This window comes from Streptomyces sp. NPDC098101, assembly GCF_044760185.1.
Taxonomy (GTDB): domain Bacteria; phylum Actinomycetota; class Actinomycetes; order Streptomycetales; family Streptomycetaceae; genus Streptomyces.
In genome coordinates, this window is the sequence record NZ_JBIWAS010000003.1 from 511,377 (window position 1) to 528,931 (window position 17,555).

Consider the following 17,555-nt stretch of genomic DNA (forward strand, 5'->3'; position numbering starts at 1 on the left):
CCGGCGGCGGTCGCACGGCCGCCGTCGGCGCCTCGGGGAGGGGCGCCGACCTTCCCCGGGGGGACCCCTGTCTTGATGCTCCGCAATCCGAACGGCCTTTCGCACGCCGTCGTGGCCCTGCTGGCGGGCAACGTCGTCTTCGACGTCCTGTTCGCCGCGATCGAGCTCCGCTTCCTGACGACCGACGTCAACACGGACTTCTTCGATCCGGCCGTCTTCGGCACCCTCGACCTGAACGTCACCTACGACATGGCGCTCACGCTGTACGTGGCGACCGGGATCGTCTTCATCGTCTGGTTCCACCGGCTGCGGAAGAACGCCGAGGTCTGGGCCGGTGACCTGCAGGGCCGCAAGCCCGGCTGGGCCATCGGCGGGTGGTTCATCCCCTTCGCCAACCTGTGGATCCCGCGCGGGATCGCCGCCGACATCTGGCGGGCCAGCCGGTGGCAGCCGTACGCCGCCGACGGCGCCCGGGAGCTGACGCTCCTCAACGCCTGGTGGACGTTCTGGGTCGCCGACATGGTCGTGGAAAGGATCGGCGCGCAGCTGTACAAGCGGGCCGAGACCGCCGAGGCCTACATCACGGCCTCCTCCTGGTCCCTCGCGGGCTACGTGCTCGACATCGCCGCCGCCGTCCTCGCGATCCTCTTCGTCCGGCGCCTCACCTCTATGCAGCACGCCAAGGCCACTGGCATGATTCCGGCCACACAGTGACGAAAAGGCGACTCCCCGCCACGTAAGGGGAACCGCCGCGTCCACATCGGGTGGCGAGGAGGCGTCCATGACGTCGGGGAACGACCGGAGTCTGCGGGAGCTGATCGACGGGGCCGACGAGCGGGCACTGGCCGCGGCCGGCCTCGCCTGTCTCGACCGCTGCCTCCCGCTGCTCGCCGCCGACCGGAGCGACGTCCTGCGCCCCGCCTGGGCGGCCGTCGCGCGCGCCGACGGCGGGGCGTGGGGCGAGGCCGTCGCCAAGGCCCGCGTCGAACTGGACGCCGGGGGCGGCGGGGACGCGGCGGAGGCCGTGCGCGGGATGCTGGCGTCCGCGCCCGCGGAGTGGTCGCCGGAGGCCCTGCGTGCCTGGGTCGGCACCTGCTCCGGCACCGCCCTCGCCCTGCACGGACGGTACGACGCGGCCGGCGCCGACGAGGGCCTCGTCGAGCGCTGCCGCGCCGGGGACGCCGACGGCGCGGGCCCGCTGCTCGCCGGGGAGCTCCGCCGCCAGCGGGCCGTCCTCGAATCGGCCGCCCACGGCCCGACCGGCCTGCGCCGGGCCCGCGAGCTCTCCGTCGAGGGCGGCCGGGTACTGCGCGCGGTCGTCTCGCGCCGGGCCCGCACCACGGCCTGAGGAGGTCACGGCCCGAGAAGACCGCTGCCCCAGGGGACTACCGCCCGGGGCAGCCGCCGCCCCGGGGCGGCGGTCAGGCCTCCGGCTCGGTCTCGGGGGCCCGGACCGTGATCGAGGCGACCGCCTCGGAGATCTCCCGCTCCGCCGTCGCCTTGTCCAGGCCGAGTCCGCTCAGCACGCCCTGCCCGTCCTCGTGCTCCAGGAGCGCGAGCAGGATGTGCTCGGTGCCGACGTAGTTGTGCCCGAGGCGCAGGGCCTCGCGGAACGTCAGCTCCAGGACCTTCTTCGCCGCCGCGTCGTACGGAACGAGCGCGGGCGGCTCGGCGACGGCCGGCGGCAGGGTCGCGGCCGCGGCCTCGCGCACCCGGTCGGGGGTCACGCCCCGCGAGGCGATCCAGTGCGCCGCGAGCCCCTCGGGCTCGACGAGCAGGCCGAGCACCAGGTGGGAGGGGGTGATCTCGGCGTTGCCGACGGCGGTGGCCTCGTTCTGGGAGGCCATGACCACGTTCCGCGCGCGGGGCGTGAAGCGGCTGAACCCGGCGTTCGGGTCCATCTTCTCGGCGTCCGGCTCCTTCGGCACGAACCGCTTCTGCGCCGCCTGGCGCGTGACGCCCATGCTGCGGCCGATGTCGGTCCAGGAGGCGCCGGAGCGCCGGGCCTGGTCCACGAAGTGGCCGATGAGGTGATCGGCGACGTCGCCGAGGTGGTCCGCCGCGATCACCGCGCCGGAGAGCTGCTCCAGGGCGTCCGGGTGGACCTTCTTGATGGCTTCGATGAGTTCGTCGAGACGGACGGGAACGGTCGGGCCGACTGGATTCGTCATGAGGCAACCCTAGGTTGACACCCCAGGGGTGTCAACCGTCAGTTGACATGCGGGAGGGCGTACCGCGCCCACGAGGGTCCGGAGACCGGAAAAGGGGGAAAGGGGAGGGGAAAAGGAGAGACGACCGGGGCCGCCACCCCCCACAGGAGAGGCCCCGGTCGTCCTCCACGGAGCCGCAGCACGGCTCCGTACTCCTTTCAGCGCCGGGAGTGCGCTTTCTGTCACACCGGATCCGGCCACTGGAAGGTTGCAAGTTGTACAAGGGGCGGGCACCGCGTGGACGAGGTGCCGGAGCACCACGTAGCGTGCTGGTGTGTTGGACGGTGTGGCGGCGGTGACCAGCCGCGACGAGACGACGCGACCGACGAACAGGGTTTGGGGAGTGCTGGGGGACGACGCGGAGCTGACGGCCGCGGTGCTCGCCGCACAGCACGGGGACGAGGACGCCTTCCGTGCTGTGTATCGCGCCGTGCACCCCCGGCTGCTCGGCTACATACGCACGCTGGTCGGCGACACCGACGCGGAGGACGTGGCCTCCGAGGCCTGGCTCCAGATCGCCCGCGACCTCGACCGCTTCGGCGGCGACGCCGACCGCTTCCGCGGCTGGGCCGCCCGGATTGCCCGCAACCGCGCCCTCGACCACATCAGGATGCGCGGCCGGCGCCCCGTCGTCGGCGCCGACGAGACCGAGCTCACCGACAAGCCCGCCGAGTCCGACACCGCGAGCGAAGCCCTGGAGGCCCTGGCCACCGGCCGCACCATGGACCTGATCGCCCAGCTCCCGCAGGACCAGGCCGAGGCCGTCGTGCTGCGCGTCGTCGTCGGCCTGGACGCCAAGAGCGCCGCCGACACCCTGGGGAAGCGCCCCGGCGCCGTGCGCACCGCCGCGCACCGCGGCCTCAAGAGGCTCGCCGAACTCCTCGGCGTCGAGGGCGCCCCGGACGGCACCGGCGGGACCGTCGTCCCCCTGGACGGCGTGCCCCCGCAGCGCGGCCGCGCACCGGGAGCGGTGGCGCCCGGCCGTGTGACGCAATCGCGTCCGCGTACGCAGAAGGACATGTGATGGCCGACGAGCGGTACCAGTGGCTCGACGAGGAGGCCGCGGAGCGACTGCTCCGCGGCGAGCCCGCCGACCCCGCCCACCCCGCCGACGGCCTCGCGCGCCTGCGGGCCGACCGTCTCGCGGCGGCCCTCGACGCGGTCCGCGCCCCGGCCTCGGACGCCGTACTGCCGGGTGAGGAGGCGGCCCTCGCCGCCTTCCGCGAGGCCGCGGCGGCCCGCGCCGCCGCCGTACCCGGACCGGCGGGCACGGCCGGAAACCCCGCCGACCTGGGCCGGGTCCGCCTCGCGCGCGTCTCCGCCCCGCCCCGCCGCTGGGGCCGCTCCGCGCGGTACGGTCTCGCCGCCGCGGTCGCCGCCGTCGCCGTCGGCGGGGTCGCCGTGGCCGCGGGCACCGGCGCCCTCCCGCTGGTGGGCCCCGCGCCCGCCAGCTCCGTCTCGGCCGGGGACACCGCCCAGCCGCTCCTGTCGCCGGAGCCCGACGTCATACGCGAGGACCTCGGCATACCCGGCCCCCCGCCGCCCGGCGAGGACCGCACGCCCCGCCCGTCCTCCTCCACCGGCACGGACGCCCCGGCACCCACCACCCCGGCCCCGGACGGCGGCGACGCGGAGGGCGACGGGGACGCGGAGGGCGACGGCGTGAACAGGCCGAAGCGGGACGTCCCGGAGCCCGGCCGGAGCACGGCGGGCACGGACGGCGCCCCGGACCCGGGCCGCACGGGCGGCCGGGACCGCGACCGGGACGGAAACGGCGGCATGGAGTTCCGGGAGAAGGCCGTCGAGGCCTGCCGGGCGTACCGCTCGGGAAAGCTCGACGACAACGGCCGCCGCAAGCTCACGAACACCCTGCGCGACGGCGAGACCCTGCGCCGCTACTGCGACCGCGTCCTCTCCGGCGCCACCGGGGACGCCCCCAAGGGCGGCGCCAAGGACGACCGCCCCGGCACCGGCGGCTCCGAGAACCGCCCCGGCGACGGCGCGAAGGGCGACGGCCGCCCCGGCGGCGGGGGCTCCTGGAACAGGGGCGGAGACGCCCGGCCCTCGGCCCAGCCCTTCGCCGGACCGGCCTCCGCGACCCCCGGGCGACTCCCCGGAACCGGCGCGACGACGCGCCTCCCGCTCGCGGTGTAACACTTTCCGGACCGTCGGCGCAGTACGTAATGCCGACTGGTCATCGGCCGCGCGATGAGCCGGGGTTCCCCCCGTACCTACGGCTCGGCGCACCCGGCGCGGGTGGGGCACGTTCCCCCGGTCCCACCCGCGCCCTTTCTCTTCTCCGTGCCTACCGGAGGATCACGTGCCTACCAGTGGACGACGACCTTGTCCCCGACCTTCACCTGGTCGAAGAGGGTCGCGAGCTTGGCCCGGTCCCGGACGTTGACGCAGCCGTGCGAGGCCCCCGCGTAGCCGCGGGCCGCGAAGTCCGAGGAGTAGTGCACGGCCTGGCCGCCGCTGAAGAACATCGCGTACGGCATGGGCGTGTGGTAGATCGTCGACGTCCACTCGCGGGCCTTCCAGCCCACGCTGAACGTGCCCTCCCGGGTCGGGGTGTTCTCCGAGCCGAAGCGGACGTCCATCGACGAGACGACCTTGCCGTCGATCATCCAGGCGAGGGTCCGGCTCTCCTTGCTGATGCAGAGCACCCGGCCGGTCAGGCACGCCGGGGCCGGGGTGTCCAGGGCGTTGGTGGTCGACGGCTTCAGCTCGTCGGCGGTCGGCTTCCGGCTGGCGCCGAGCAGCCGCTGCCAGGTCGTCTCGTCGACCGAGCCGGTGCCGGGCAGCCCCTGCTTCTTCTGGAAGGCCGTGACCGCGCCGGCCGTCATCTTCCCGTAGAAGCCGGTGGGGGCGCGGTCGAAGACGCCGAGCTGCCGCAGCCGCGCCTGGAGCTCGCGCACCCGCTCGTTCTCGTCCCCGTCCTTCAGGACGGCCGGGGACGCCGGGGTGCCGGTGGAGGCGGAGTCCGAGGGCTCCGGCGTGGGGAAGGTGGGGGAGGAGGACGGCGCCTTGCCGTCGTCCGTCGGGGAGGCCTCGGGGGTCGCCGACTCCGAGGCCGGGTCGGAGGCCGACGGCGACGCCGAGTCCGACGCGGAGGAGCCGCCCGAAGGACTCGCGGAACCGCTCCCCCCGGCGCCCCCCGTACCGGCCGCCTGGGCCGTACAGCTCGCGACGAGCGCCACCGAGGCCGCCGCCAGTACCACTCTCCGTACGACACCTCTGCGCACGACGGCCGAAGACCGCTTCATCGTTGCCCCCCGGGGAAACTCGTTCTGTACGGAGAGGGATGCTTCCCGGGCGCCCGTGGTTGCGCGCCACGACCGAAAACAGCCCGTCCCCCGTCACTCGACACCTTTCCGTGATGCGAAACACGCGGGCGGAACGTCGTACGCACATGCGACACTCCGGCCATGCTGGGTGTCACCGATCTGCCGACCTACCTCGCCGGGCTCGTCCTCATCATCCTCCTGCCCGGACCGAACTCGCTCTACGTCCTCTCCGTCGCCGCCCGCAAGGGCACCCGGACCGGATACAAGGCCGCCGCCGGCGTCTTCACCGGCGACACGGTCCTCATGACCCTGGCCGCCCTCGGCGCGGCCTCCCTCCTCCAGACCACCCCGGTCCTCTTCATGGTCGTGAAGTACGCGGGCGCCGGATACCTGGCCTGGATGGCGTACGGGATGCTGCGGGCGGCCTGGTCGATGTGGCGCTCACCCGCGCGGGCGGCCGAGGAGGAGCCCGCGGGCGCCCCGGCCGCCCCCGCCGAGCGCCCGTACCGGCGCGCGCTGATCATCAGCCTCTTCAACCCGAAGGCGATCCTCTTCCTGATCTCCTTCTTCGTGCAGTTCGTGGACCCCGGCTACGCCTACCCGGCGCTCTCCTTCCTGGTCCTCGGCACCCTGCTCCAGCTCGGCAGCTTCCTCTACCTCACGACCCTCATCTTCGGCGGCACCCGCCTCTCCGCCGCCTTCCGCCGCCGCCGTCGCCTCTCCGCCGGCGCGACCTCGGCGGCCGGCGCCCTCTTCCTCGGCTTCGCCGCGAAGCTCTCCCTCAGCAGCGCCGCCTGACCCCCTCCCCGGACACCGCTTGACCCTCACACCGTGTGAGGCCGTTCCGTAGGGGGCGTCATGTTCACCATCGGAGACTTCGCCCGGCACGGGCGGGTGTCGGTCCGGATGCTGCGCCACTACGACGCCGTCGGACTGCTGCGCCCGGCCCGGGTCGACCCGCACACCGGCTACCGCTTCTACGCGGCGGAGCAGCTGGCCCGGCTCAACCGCGTCATCGCGCTCAAGGACCTCGGCTTCACCCTCGAACAGGTGGGGGCCGTCCTCGACGAGCGGGTCGACGCGCACGAGCTGCGGGGGATGCTGCGCCTGCGCCAGGCCGAGCTGGAGACGGCCCTGGCGGAGGCGCGGGCCCGGCTCGACCGGGTCGGCGCGCGGCTCCGGGCCATCGAGGAAGAGGGACACATGTCCACCCAGGAAGTCGTCGTCAAGAAGATCCCCGCCGTCCGCGTCGCCGAACTGAGCGCGGTCGCCGCGAGCTTCGGCCCGCAGGACATCGGCCCCGTCATCGGACCGCTGTACGACGAGCTGTGCGGCCGGCTCGCGGCGGCGGGCCTCACCGGCTTCGGCCCGGCCGTCGCCTACTACGAGGACGCGGGCCGGGGCGACGGCTCGGTCGTCGTCCACGCCGGGACGACCGTCCCCGAGGGGACGGCGGCGGAGGGCGTCCTCGTGCACGTCCTGCCCGGCGTCGAGGAGGCGGCGACCGTCGTCCACCACGGTTCGATGGACGGCGTGCTGCCCACCGCGCAGACCCTGGCGACCTGGATCGACGCCAACGGCTACGCCTCCGCCGGGTACGCCCGCGAGCTGTACCTGGAGTGCCCGGAGGACCCGGCGGGGTGGGTGACCGAACTCCAGGAGCCGGTCGTCCGCGCCTGAGCACGCGGGCGCGTACGCGCGCGGAGCCCGGGCCCCCGCACGGGTCCCGGGCTCCGGCGCTCCACGGTGGCTATCTCCTCAGCGCCGCGCGCAGCCGCAGCGCCCGGCGGGCGAGGCGGCGGACCTTCGGGTGCCGGGGGAGGGGCAGACCGCCGGGCAGGCCCAGGGCGGTGAGGCGGCGGCGGGTGAAGTGGTGCCGGGTGCGCGCGGCGAGCGGCCCCGACAGGTGCCGTACCGCCGCCGTCCGCAGCTCCGGCCGGATCTTCGGCTGCATCGCGAAGCCGACCGCCGCGACCAGGTCGTTCAGCCCGTCCGTACCGATCGCCGGGCCTCCGCCCGCCGGGTCCTCCAGGGGCGGGACGACCGCGTCCACGACCGTGAGCGGGATCCGGTTGCTGTTCTGGAACGGGGTGAGCCGCTCCAGGAGGGCGCGTGTGCCGACCCGGGCGACCGGCAGGCCGTAGAAGGTGCGGGCGGTGAGCAGCGCCGTCGAGAAGCAGCCGACGACCAGGGCGGGCCGCAGCTCGCGGTAGAGCACCTCCGCGAGGACCGGCCGGTCCTCGACCGTCAGCTCGGCGCCCAGCTCCTGCGCGGTGCGCACGAGGCTCCGCGACCAGGCGTCCGGGGCCGTCGGGTGCGGCTTGAAGACGAGCCGCCGGTGGCCCCGGGCGATCGCGCCCCGCACCATCCGCAGGTGCAGCTCCTCCTCCTCGGCGGCGGTCAGCAGGTTCAGGGCGGCCAGGTACTGGCCCAGGAGCAGGGCCGGGCCCTCCTCGGCGGCCGTACCCGGGTCCGGGCCCGCCAGCTCCTCGACGCACTTCGTGAACGCCTCGACGGGTACGGCCTCCGGCACCGCCCCGAACTCCCCGAGCAGCAGCGGCGCGAGGCCGGGGACCAGGTCCAGGTGGAGCAGCCGGGACACCCGCCCGCCGATCAGCGGGTCGATCTTGTTGCGGGTCGGCCCGTAGCTCATCAGCCCGTCCGCGTACACCGTGATCGACGCCTCGGGGAGGAGCTGGGCGATCGCGAGCGCGGGCGTCACCTGGATCGACTCCAGGGCCAGTTCGACCCGGTCGTCCCCGAGCCCCCAGAGCCTGCGCAGATGCCGCTGGAGGAGCGGCAGGTCGCTCGCGCGGGGGGTCCAGCCGCCCGGGTGGAGCGGGGAGATCACCTCGTTCCAGGAGAGGACGGAGTCGAAGCGGCCGCGCAGCCGCGCGAAGCCCTCGGCCTCGTCGAGGGCGGGCGTCGTCTCCGGCACGGGCGCGTTGTTGGTGACCAGCAGGATCCGGCGGTCGGCGGCGCCGAAGCAGCCGCTGTCGATCGCGGCGGCGAGCGTCACCGCCCCGTAGAGGGTGGAGGCGCAGAAGACCTGGGTGGTGCGGCGGGGACTCACGCGGCCACCTCCGGCGCGGCGGGGGACGGAGAGGCGGGGGAGGCGCCGGGGCCGGACGGCGGGCCCTCCGGCCTCGGGCCGGACGCCGTGCCCGGGCCCTCCGGCGGCGGCGCCGGCCTCCGCCTGCGCAGTCTGCGCAGCAGCGCCGCGCGGTCGCCGCCCATCGCCGTCAGGGCCTCGTCGAGGACGTCCTGCGGCATCCGCCGCAGCGCCCCCGCGCTCATCGCCCGCAACTGCCGGGCCACCTCCGGCTCGAACCTGCCGATCGAACCGACGTGGTGGGAGATCACCGCGCAATAGGTGCGCACGGCTTTAGGGAGAAGGAGGTCCGCGTCCCGGTCCCGCGCCGTTTCCTCGATCACCTGGTCGAAAGCGCGGATGAAATCCAATTGCCGGACGTCGCCGATCTGGGTGAGGGACGTCGCCACTCCGCGCCGGTAGAAGATCCCGAGTTCCCCGACCGCCGCGAACGATTCCGCCTCGCGGTGCAGCCGCCAGATCCACGGCCGGTCCTCGGCCGTCCGCAGCCCGGGCGTGAAGTGCAGCAGCCCCCGCTCCAGGAGCCGCCGGTGGTAGATCCCGGCCCAGGCGTACGGGTAGTCGACGGAGGTCGTCCGGTGCGCCGGCAGGATCGCGTCCCTCGGGCGCAGCACCTCGCCGCGCCGGGGGACCGGCACCCGGCGCACCCCCCGGTCGCGGCCGGTCACGGAGACGTGGTCGGTGCGCAGGAAGTCGCAGCCCAACTCCTCGGCGGCCGCGACGAGCCGGTCGTAGTGGCCGGGGGCGAGCCAGTCGTCCCCGTCGAGGAAGGCGACGTATTCGCCGCGGGCCGCGTCGAGCCCGGTGTTCCGGGCCGTGGCGAGGCCCTCGTTGCGCGCGTGCCGGAGCAGGACGGCGCCCGGGATCTCGCGCGCGGCCCGTTCGAGGAGCTCCGGGGTCCCGTCCGACGAGCAGTCGTCGACAAGCAGGAACTCGAAGTCCTCGCGGGCGTTGGCCCGCAGGCTCGTGAGGGTGTCGGGGGCGTATGTCTGCACGTTGAAGAACGGCACGACGACGGAGAGCTTGACCACGCGGCCGACGCTAGGCGCCGGCCCGGCCTTCCCCCCGACCGGCGGGGGGATGTCCGGTGAACACCAAGCGGCGGGCCGATTAACCGCCTTTTCCGGAGGGGGAAATCAGGCCGCGGACGACCGGATATCGGCCCGCTTCAGAATGCGGTGAGGCTCTGTTCACCGGCTGTTGCGGCCCAGTTGGGCCGGAAAGCGGAATGCCCTTCTAGCGTCCTCGACGTGCCATCACGTACCCGAGAAGCGATACGGGTCGCCGTACTCGCGGACTCCGACACCCGGTGGAAATGGGGCGCCCTCACCGCGCGCCGCATCACGGCGACGAGCGCCGAACCCACCGGCTTCGTCCTGCGCGGACGCGCCACCCCCACCGCCCGCCAGCTCGCCGAGACCGGGGTGTCCACGCACCCCCCGCGCGAGGTGACGGGCGCGGAGTTCCTGCGCGCCGTACGGGACGCGGAGGCGCGCGGCGAGGGGTACGACGTGCTCGTCCTCGCCCTCGTCGGCGGCACCGTCCGGGCCGTCCTCCAGGGCCTGGCCGACCTGGGCCTCGCCCGCCGCCCGGTGATCGTCACCGGCTACGTCGGCGTGGTCTACGAGAAGCTGACCGACGGGCTCCTGCTGCGCCACGGCGCCGACGTCGTCCTCGCCAACTCCCGCCACGACGCGGAGCGCTTCCGCGCCGTGTACGAGGGGGTGGGCGCGGGCGCCGAGCCGGTCGTGGAGGCGGCGCTGCCCTTCCTCGGCGGCGCCCCGTACGCCCCCGTCGCGGGCCGCGACACCCTGGTCTTCGCCGCCCAGCCCTCCGTGCCCGCCACCCGCGCCGAACGCGCCTACGTGCTGCGGCGGCTGATCGGGCACGCCCGGCTCCACCCGGGCCGCGAGGTGCTCCTCAAGCTCCGCTCCAAGCCGGGCGAACACACCACGCACCTGGAGGAGTTCCCCTTCCAGAAGCTGGTCCGCGAACTCGACCCGCCGGACAACTTCCGCCTGGTGTACGGGCACATGGGCGAGGTCCTGGACCGCACCGACCTGCTGGTCACCGTCTCCTCGACGGCCGCCCTCGAAGCCCTGCACCGGCGGATCCCCACCGCGATCCTCACCGACCTCGGGGTCCGCGAGGCGCTCGGCAACCACCACTTCGTCGGCTCCGGCCTGCTGACCTCCTTCGACCGGCTCGACAAGGGGGCCGTGCCGACGCCCGACGCGACCTGGCTGGCCCGCCAGGGAGTCGCCTCCGACGGCTCGTACGAGGAGGCTTTCGACGCGGCCCGCGACCGGGTCGCCGCCCTCCTGGCGCTGCCGGAACGGCCCCCGATCACCCCCTACTACACCGCGGAGACGGCCCCCGGCTACCTGCCCGGGATCCTCGCCCGCCACCGCCTGGACGTCACCGCGCCGGAGCCCCGCGAGAGCGGCCTGCGCCGGATCGTCCGGGAGGCCGCGCGGGGCGCGTACCGCCACGGCGTGCAGCGCGTCGCACCCGTCGTCCGCCGCCTGGGAGAACTCTGATGACCGCCGCACCCGCTTCCGGGACCGCCGTACCCACCCCCGGGACCGCGCCCGCCCTCGCCGGGCCTGCGTCCGTACCTGACGCAGCCGCACCCGCTTCCAGGACCGCCGTACCCGCCTCCGCACCCGCGACCACCCCGCCTGCACCCGGTGCCGCCGCACCCGCCTCCGGGACCATGCCCGCGACCAGGACCGCCACATCCGAGCCCGCGGCCGCGCCCGCGCCCGTCGTGCTCGCCGTGATCCCCGCCCGGGGCGGCTCCAAGGGCGTGCCCGCCAAGAACCTCGCGCCGGTGGCCGGGGTCCCCCTGGTCGGCCGGGCCGTCCACGCCTGCCTCGGGGCCCGCTCCGTCACCCACGTCGTGGTCTCCACCGACGACCCCGCCATCGCGGCGGCGGCCCGCGCGGCCGGCGCCGAGGCCGTGCACCGCCCCGCCGCGCTCGCGGGCGACACCGCCACCAGCGAGGCCGCCGTCCTGCACGCCCTGGACGCCTTCGAGGCCACCCACGGCCGCGCCGCCGACGTGGTCCTCCTGGTCCAGTGCACCAGCCCCTTCCTCACCCCCGCCGAGATCGCGGAGACCGCCGAACGGGTCCTGACCGGCGCCGCCGACACCGCCTTCACGGCCGCCCCGTCGCACGGCTTCCTCTGGCGCGAGACGGCCGAGGGCGCCGAGGGCGTCAACCACGACAAGGCGCACCGCCCCCGCCGCCAGGACCGGGAGCCCGAGTACCTGGAGACCGGCGCCGTCTACGCCATGGCCGCGCCCGGCTTCCGCACCCACCGGCACCGCTTCTTCGGCCGCACCGCGCTCGTCGCCACCGACCCCGCCCGGGTCCTGGAGATCGACGACCCGCACGACCTGGCCCGCGCCAGGGCCCTCGCCCCGCTCCTGGACGCGCCCGTCACCCCCGGCTTCGCCGACGTGGACGCGGTGGTCCTGGACTTCGACGGCACCCAGACCGACGACCGGGTCCACCTCGACGCCGAGGGGCGCGAGTTCGTCTCCGCGCACCGCGGCGACGGCCTCGGCATCGCCGCCCTGCGCCGCGCCGGACTCCCCGTCCTCATCCTCTCCACCGAACAGAACGCCGTCGTCGCCGCCCGCGCCCGCAAGCTCCGCATCCCCGTCCTGCACGGCATCGACCGCAAGGACCGGGCCCTCAAGGAATGGTGCGAGGCCGAGGGCATCGACCCGCAGCGCGTCCTCTACGCCGGCAACGACGTCAACGACCTGCCCTGCTTCCACCTCGTCGGCTGGCCCGTCGCGGTGAGCAGCGCCCACGACTCCGTACGGGCCGCCGCCCGCGCGGTCACCGTCACCCCGGGCGGCGCCGGAGCGATCCGCGAGATCGCCGCCTGGCTCCTCGGACCCGAGCTCGACACCCCCGCACGCACGACCCCCGAATCCTAAGGAACAGCACCATGAGCACCCGTCTCCGCACCCTCGGCGCCAAGACCGCCGGCCCCGGGCAGCCCGTCTACGTCACCGGCGAGATCGGCATCAACCACAACGGCGACCTCGCCAACGCCCTCGCCCTCATCGACGTCGCCGCCGAGGCCGGCTGCGACGCGGTCAAGTTCCAGAAGCGCACCCCCGAGATCTGCACCCCGCGCGACCAGTGGGACATCGAGCGGGACACCCCGTGGGGCCGCATGACGTACATCGACTACCGCCACCGGGTGGAGTTCGGCGAGGAGGAGTACCGGGCCATCGACGCGCACTGCGAGGAGCGCGGCATCGACTGGTTCGCCTCCCCGTGGGACACCGAGGCCGTCGCCTTCCTGGAGAAGTTCGACGTCCCCGCCCACAAGGTGGCCTCCGCCTCCCTCACCGACGACGAGCTGCTGCGCGAGCTGCGCGCCACCGGCCGTACGGTGATCCTCTCCACCGGCATGTCGACGCCGAAGCAGATCCGGCACGCCGTCGAGGTCCTCGGCAGCGACAACATCCTGCTCTGCCACGCCACCTCCACCTACCCGGCCAAGGCCGAGGAGCTGAACCTGCGCGTCATCGAGACGCTCCGGGAGGAGTACCCGAACGTCCCGATCGGCTACTCCGGCCACGAGACCGGCCTCCAGACCACCCTGGCCGCCGTCGCCCTCGGCGCCGTCTTCGTCGAGCGCCACATCACCCTCGACCGCGCCATGTGGGGCTCCGACCAGGCCGCCTCCGTCGAGCCCCAGGGCCTGACCCGCCTGGTCCGCGACATCCGCACCATCGAGACGGCCCTCGGCGACGGGGTCAAGAAGGTGTACGAGTCGGAGCTCGGCCCGATGAAGAAGCTCCGCCGGGTCCAGGGCGCCGTCGCCTCATGACCGGGCAGCTGGCGTTCGTCGAGAGCCCGGTCCAGCTCCTCAACGTCCTGGAATGGGCGCACGCCCGGACCCCGTCCGGGCCCCCCGGCACGGCGGGCGGCGGAACACCCGCACCCACGCCCGCGCCCGGCACGGCGTCCGACACCACGCCGGCGCCCCTCACGGTCGTCGTCCTCTCGCCGACCGACCCCATGTCGCGGGGCCAGCTGCGCCGGATGGCCCAGCTGGCCCGCGACGAGGGCCTCACCGTCCACTGGCAGGAGGCCCGCGGCGGCCGGGGCGCGCTCGTCCGCACCCTGCGCCGGCTCGCCGGGCCGCTGCGCTCGGCGGAGCGGGTGATCATCGGGGACCCGTTCTCCCGGTACGTCCAGCTGCTCCTGACCCTCTTCGGCCCCCGGCACCTGACCGTGGTCGACGACGGCACCGCGACCATGGAGTTCGCCGCCCAGCTCGGCCGCGGCGAGCGCCTGGTCCGCTGGCACCGCAAGGGCGGTCTGGGCCCGCGCGAGCTGGTCCTCGCCCCCGTGACCACCCTGGCCCGGCGGCGGCTCGCCCCGGCCCGGGGCCGTACCGTCGAAATCTTCACCTCGCTGCCCGTGGAGGCGCCGGAGGGCGTCGAGGTCACGGCGAACGCCTACGCCTGGACCCGCGCCCGCTTCGGCCCGCCGCTGCTCACCGGCGGCGCCGACCTGGTCGGCACCTCGCTGGTGGAGACCGGGGTGGTCGACGCCGGCCACTACACCCGGGTGGTCGGCGAGCTCGCCCGGACCCACGGCGCCACCCGCTACTTCGCGCACCGCAGGGAGAGCGCCGAGAAGCTGCACCGGATCGCGGTCGAGACGGGCCTCCAGGTGGTCCGGCCCGAGCTGCCCCTGGAGCTGGTCGCCCGGCGCGGCCCGATCGGCCGCACGATCGTCAGCTTCCCGTCCACGGTCGTCCACACCCTGCCGCTGGCCCTGGCCGGCACGGGCGTGAAGGTCGCCGTCTGCGAGGTGGCCCCCGAGTGGCTGCGGGCCACCGCCTCGCCCCGCGCCCAGGGCTTCCTGTCCGGGGTGACGGGCACGGCGGCCCACGAGGTCGACCGGCTCACGGCACGCAGGACCCCCTCCGTGGACCGGCTGGGATTCGGCTGAGGTTTCCCGCCGCCACGGCGGGGCAATCGGGTGAGGATACCCACATGGGGTGGTCCTTAAGCCCGGAAAATCGAGGTTCTTTCCCCTAACGGACTGAACTTTTCGTGATCAACGGGCAGTTGACCACCCTGAAGGCCTACCCTTCAAAAGGTGAACCAGTTGATGTCCCGTGAGCCAGGCTCCGCCACTCTGCCCGGAAAGCTGCCCGCAACCCTGCGCGACGAACTGATCATGTTCCGCAGGGACTTGCACATGCACCCCGAGCTCGGGAAGCAGGAGTTCCGTACGACCGCCGCGCTGAAGGCCCGCCTGGAGGCGGCCGGCCTCGCGCCGGAGGTCCTTCCGGCCGGCACCGGACTCCTCTGTGACATCGGCACGCCGGACCCGGACCGGCCCATGCTGGCGATCCGCGCCGACCTCGACGCGCTCCCCATCCCGGACGTCAAGACCGTCGCCTACCGCTCCACCGTGGCCAACCGGGCCCACGCCTGCGGACACGACGTCCACACCACCTCCGTCCTCGGCGCGGGCCTCGTCCTCGCCGAGCTCGACCGGCAGGGCCTCCTCCCCAACGCCGTGCGGCTGATCTTCCAGCCCGCCGAGGAGGTCCTCCCCGGCGGCGCCGCCGACGCCGTCGAGGCCGGCGTCCTGAACGGCGTCGGCCGGATCATCGCCGTCCACTGCGACCCGAGGGTCGACGCGGGCAAGATCGGTCTGCGGGCCGGCCCCATCACCTCCGCCTGCGACCGGCTCGAAGTCACCCTGGACGGCCCCGGCGGCCACACCGCCCGGCCGCACCTGACCACCGACCTGGTCACCGCCGCCGCCCGCGTCGCCACCGACGTCCCCGCCGTCCTGGCCCGCCGCGTCGACGCCCGCTCGGGCCTCTCGGTCACCTGGGGCCGCATCGAGTCCGGCCACGCCCCCAACGTCATCCCGCAGCACGCCGAGCTCTCCGGCACCGTCCGCTGCCTCGACCTGCCGGCCTGGCGCGACGCGCCCGACCTGGTGCACGCGGCGATCGACGAGATCGCGGCTCTGCACCGGGCCAAGTCGACCGTCACCTATGTCCGGGGCGTCCCGCCGGTCGTCAACGACGCGACCGTCGCCGAGCTGCTCCGCGACGCCATGACCGCCCGGCGCGGGGTGCACGCGATCGAGGACACCGAGCAGAGCCTCGGCGGCGAGGACTTCTCCTGGTACCTGGAGCACGTCCCCGGCGCCATGGCCCGCCTCGGCGTCCGCACACCCGGCGACACCCGCGTCCGCGACCTGCACGCCGGCGACTTCGACGTGGACGAGGACTCCATCGAGACGGCCGTGGAACTCTTCACGGCGGCGGCCCTGCTCACCGACACGACCCCGGAGGCCTGACCCCGGCCACGCGCCCGGACCTCAGGCCTGACCCCGGCCGCGCGCCCTGGCCTCAGACCTGACCCCGGCCGCGCGCCCTGGCCTCAGACCTGACCAGGGCCGCGCGTCCTGGCCTCAGACCTGACCCGGGCCGCACGCCCGGACCCCGCCCCCGTTCGTATACCCGAGCGACGTTTTCCGGCCGGACGGACCCCTTCATCCGTCCGGCCCACGCCGTCCCCCGTCCGGCCCAGCGCCCGGCGTGTCAGGCGTACGCCCCCTGTCGCACCGGGCGCCCCCGCCGGTATAACCGGCGGTACCGGGCCGAACGCCCTCGGTCGCCCCGCGCGGCCGGTTCGCGACGATCCGATAACGACTCATGAACGGGTCTTTAACTGACATCTACGCGCGTTACGATCGCCGCGAAACCAGCGCCGGAAGAGGCGCTTTCGGTCAGTCTTGAAGGGACCCTCCTCTTGCGCCGGATCACCAGGATCACGACCGTGGGCATCGCCTCCGCGGCGCTCGCCCTCTCCGCCACCGCGTGTGGCAAGTCCTCGACGGACACCGGTTCCAGCTCCAGCTCGGACTCGAAGAACATCACGGCCGCCATCGCGTACGACATCGGCGGCCGCGGTGACCAGTCCTTCAACGACGCCGCCTACGCGGGTCTGAAGAAGGCCGAGGACGAGCTCGGCGTCAAGGGCAAGGAGGCCGAGCCGTCGGAGGGTGAGGGCGACGCCGACAAGGTGCAGCGCCTCACCGCCCTCGCCCGCGCCGGGAACAACCCGGTCATCGGTGTCGGCTTCGCCTACGCCCCGGCGATCGCCAAGGTCGCCAAGGCCTACCCGAAGACCACCTTCGGCCTCATCGACGACACCTCGGTGACCGCCCCGAACATCGCCAACCTCGTCTTCAACGAGGAGCAGGGCTCCTACCTGGCCGGCGTCGCCGCCGCCAAGACGTCGAAGACCGGCACGGTCGGCTTCATCGGCGGCGTCGAGGTCCCGCTGATCAAGAAGTTCCAGGCGGGCTTCGAGCAGGGCGTCAAGGACACCAACCCCAAGGCGAAGGTGCTCGTCCAGTACCTGACCCAGCCGCCGAACTTCGACGGCTTCTCCAAGCCCGACCTCGGCAAGGCCGCCGCGCAGGGCCAGCTCGACAAGGGCGCCGACGTGATCTACGCCGCCGCCGGTCTGGCCGGCTCGGGCTCGATCGAGGCCGCCGCCGCCGCGGACAAGTGGGCCATCGGCGTCGACTCCGACCAGTACAACCAGGCGGGTCTGGCCTCCTACAAGGACCACATCCTGACCTCGGTCACCAAGGACGTCTCGGACTCCGTCTTCAACCTGATCAAGTCGGTCAAGGACGGCAAGCCGCAGAGCGGCGAGGTCCGCTACGGCCTGGCCCAGGACGGCGTCGGCCTGGCCGACTCCAACCCGGCGTACAAGAAGATGACCGACGTCATCGCCGCCGTGGACGAGGCGAAGAAGAACATCGTCGACGGCAAGATCACGGTCAAGACCGCTCCGTAAGGAACCGCAGGTCACCGACCTCAGGGCCCGGCGACGGTGGGACCCCCACCGGAGCCGGGCCCCGT

General features: G+C 74.1%; 16 protein-coding genes. 12 read left to right on the forward strand and 4 right to left on the reverse strand.

All coding sequences use genetic code 11. The features are described from left to right. Positions 1-75: 75 nt before the first annotated feature. Together ACIQVI_RS15365 and ACIQVI_RS15370 are read left to right on the forward strand one after the other, a co-directional pair. Positions 76-714, forward strand: a complete 639-nt coding sequence (locus ACIQVI_RS15365; RefSeq protein WP_403595590.1) for a DUF4328 domain-containing protein — start codon at positions 76-78, stop codon at positions 712-714. Positions 715-781: 67 nt separating this feature from the next. Continuing rightward, positions 782-1,348 carry a hypothetical protein gene (locus ACIQVI_RS15370; protein ID WP_403595593.1) on the forward strand — a complete coding sequence of 189 codons (567 nt, stop codon included), beginning with the start codon at positions 782-784 and terminating at the stop codon, positions 1,346-1,348. 73 nt (positions 1,349-1,421) lie between these two features. Here ACIQVI_RS15370 and ACIQVI_RS15375 read toward each other — a convergent pair whose 3' ends face one another. Beyond that, on the reverse strand, positions 1,422-2,171 hold the full coding sequence (locus tag ACIQVI_RS15375) for a Clp protease N-terminal domain-containing protein (RefSeq protein WP_403595596.1): 750 nt from the start codon (positions 2,169-2,171) through the stop codon (positions 1,422-1,424). Between the two features lie 382 nt (positions 2,172-2,553). Between ACIQVI_RS15375 and ACIQVI_RS15380 the strand changes: the two genes are divergently transcribed. Both ACIQVI_RS15380 and ACIQVI_RS15385 read left to right on the forward strand, forming a co-directional pair. After that, on the forward strand, positions 2,554-3,234 hold the full coding sequence (locus ACIQVI_RS15380) for an RNA polymerase sigma factor (protein WP_121833848.1): 681 nt from the start codon (positions 2,554-2,556) through the stop codon (positions 3,232-3,234). Beyond that, entirely contained in the window at positions 3,234-4,364 is a 1,131-nt protein-coding gene (locus tag ACIQVI_RS15385) for a hypothetical protein (RefSeq protein ID WP_403595600.1), read from the forward strand. The genes ACIQVI_RS15380 and ACIQVI_RS15385 overlap by 1 nt, the downstream gene beginning before the upstream one ends. A gap of 170 nt (positions 4,365-4,534) precedes the next feature. On the opposite strand, the gene ACIQVI_RS15390 is transcribed toward ACIQVI_RS15385, so the two are convergent. Then, complete coding sequence (locus ACIQVI_RS15390; RefSeq protein ID WP_403596857.1) at positions 4,535-5,425, reverse strand: L,D-transpeptidase family protein; 891 nt, start codon at positions 5,423-5,425, stop codon at positions 4,535-4,537. Between the two features lie 213 nt (positions 5,426-5,638). Between ACIQVI_RS15390 and leuE the strand changes: the two genes are divergently transcribed. Then, a complete protein-coding gene (leuE, locus tag ACIQVI_RS15395) occupies positions 5,639-6,295 on the forward strand; it encodes a leucine efflux protein LeuE (RefSeq protein ID WP_403595604.1) in 657 nt (218 codons plus the stop codon). A 60-nt stretch (positions 6,296-6,355) separates the two neighbouring features. Beyond that, complete coding sequence (locus ACIQVI_RS15400; protein ID WP_403595607.1) at positions 6,356-7,177, forward strand: MerR family transcriptional regulator; 822 nt, start codon at positions 6,356-6,358, stop codon at positions 7,175-7,177. Positions 7,178-7,247: 70 nt separating this feature from the next. On the opposite strand, the gene ACIQVI_RS15405 is transcribed toward ACIQVI_RS15400, so the two are convergent. Next, a complete protein-coding gene (locus ACIQVI_RS15405; RefSeq protein ID WP_403595610.1) occupies positions 7,248-8,570 on the reverse strand; it encodes a polysialyltransferase family glycosyltransferase in 1,323 nt (440 codons plus the stop codon). Beyond that, on the reverse strand, positions 8,567-9,640 hold the full coding sequence (locus ACIQVI_RS15410) for a glycosyltransferase family 2 protein (protein ID WP_403595612.1): 1,074 nt from the start codon (positions 9,638-9,640) through the stop codon (positions 8,567-8,569). The genes ACIQVI_RS15405 and ACIQVI_RS15410 overlap by 4 nt, the downstream gene beginning before the upstream one ends. A 219-nt stretch (positions 9,641-9,859) precedes the next feature. On the opposite strand from ACIQVI_RS15410, the gene ACIQVI_RS15415 reads away from it, so the two are divergent. The 6 genes from ACIQVI_RS15415 (at position 9,860) to ACIQVI_RS15440 (ending at position 17,490) form a co-directional block, all read left to right on the forward strand. Continuing rightward, a complete protein-coding gene (locus tag ACIQVI_RS15415; protein WP_351969178.1) occupies positions 9,860-11,149 on the forward strand; it encodes a DUF6716 putative glycosyltransferase in 1,290 nt (429 codons plus the stop codon). 176 nt (positions 11,150-11,325) lie between these two features. Beyond that, positions 11,326-12,564: an acylneuraminate cytidylyltransferase gene (locus tag ACIQVI_RS15420; protein WP_351969179.1), complete on the forward strand. Its 1,239-nt coding sequence runs from the start codon at positions 11,326-11,328 to the stop codon at positions 12,562-12,564. An 11-nt stretch (positions 12,565-12,575) separates the two neighbouring features. Continuing rightward, entirely contained in the window at positions 12,576-13,469 is an 894-nt protein-coding gene (locus ACIQVI_RS15425) for an N-acetylneuraminate synthase family protein (RefSeq protein WP_351969180.1), read from the forward strand. Further along, complete coding sequence (locus ACIQVI_RS15430) at positions 13,466-14,602, forward strand: hypothetical protein (protein ID WP_403595617.1); 1,137 nt, start codon at positions 13,466-13,468, stop codon at positions 14,600-14,602. The genes ACIQVI_RS15425 and ACIQVI_RS15430 overlap by 4 nt, the downstream gene beginning before the upstream one ends. Positions 14,603-14,764: 162 nt before the next feature. Then, on the forward strand, positions 14,765-15,976 hold the full coding sequence (locus tag ACIQVI_RS15435) for an amidohydrolase (RefSeq protein WP_351969182.1): 1,212 nt from the start codon (positions 14,765-14,767) through the stop codon (positions 15,974-15,976). A 455-nt stretch (positions 15,977-16,431) separates the two neighbouring features. Then, positions 16,432-17,490, forward strand: a complete 1,059-nt coding sequence (locus ACIQVI_RS15440) for a BMP family ABC transporter substrate-binding protein (RefSeq protein WP_351969183.1) — start codon at positions 16,432-16,434, stop codon at positions 17,488-17,490. The last annotated feature ends 65 nt before the right edge of the window (positions 17,491-17,555 follow it).

Excerpts from the sequence above, each read along its gene's own strand:
- ACIQVI_RS15385 (WP_403595600.1), top strand. The coding sequence starts at position 3,234 with ATGGCCGACGAGCGGTACCAGTGGCTCGACGAGGAGGCCGCGGAGCGA.
- ACIQVI_RS15370 (WP_403595593.1), top strand. The coding sequence starts at position 782 with ATGACGTCGGGGAACGACCGGAGTCTGCGGGAGCTGATCGACGGGGCC.
- ACIQVI_RS15430 (WP_403595617.1), top strand. The coding sequence starts at position 13,466 with ATGACCGGGCAGCTGGCGTTCGTCGAGAGCCCGGTCCAGCTCCTCAAC.
- ACIQVI_RS15435 (WP_351969182.1), top strand. The coding sequence starts at position 14,765 with ATGTCCCGTGAGCCAGGCTCCGCCACTCTGCCCGGAAAGCTGCCCGCA.
- ACIQVI_RS15420 (WP_351969179.1), top strand. The coding sequence starts at position 11,326 with ATGCCCGCGACCAGGACCGCCACATCCGAGCCCGCGGCCGCGCCCGCG.
- leuE (WP_403595604.1), top strand. The coding sequence starts at position 5,639 with ATGCTGGGTGTCACCGATCTGCCGACCTACCTCGCCGGGCTCGTCCTC.
- ACIQVI_RS15365 (WP_403595590.1), top strand. The coding sequence starts at position 76 with ATGCTCCGCAATCCGAACGGCCTTTCGCACGCCGTCGTGGCCCTGCTG.
- ACIQVI_RS15375 (WP_403595596.1), bottom strand. The coding sequence starts at position 2,171 with ATGACGAATCCAGTCGGCCCGACCGTTCCCGTCCGTCTCGACGAACTC.
- ACIQVI_RS15425 (WP_351969180.1), top strand. The coding sequence starts at position 12,576 with ATGAGCACCCGTCTCCGCACCCTCGGCGCCAAGACCGCCGGCCCCGGG.
- ACIQVI_RS15400 (WP_403595607.1), top strand. The coding sequence starts at position 6,356 with ATGTTCACCATCGGAGACTTCGCCCGGCACGGGCGGGTGTCGGTCCGG.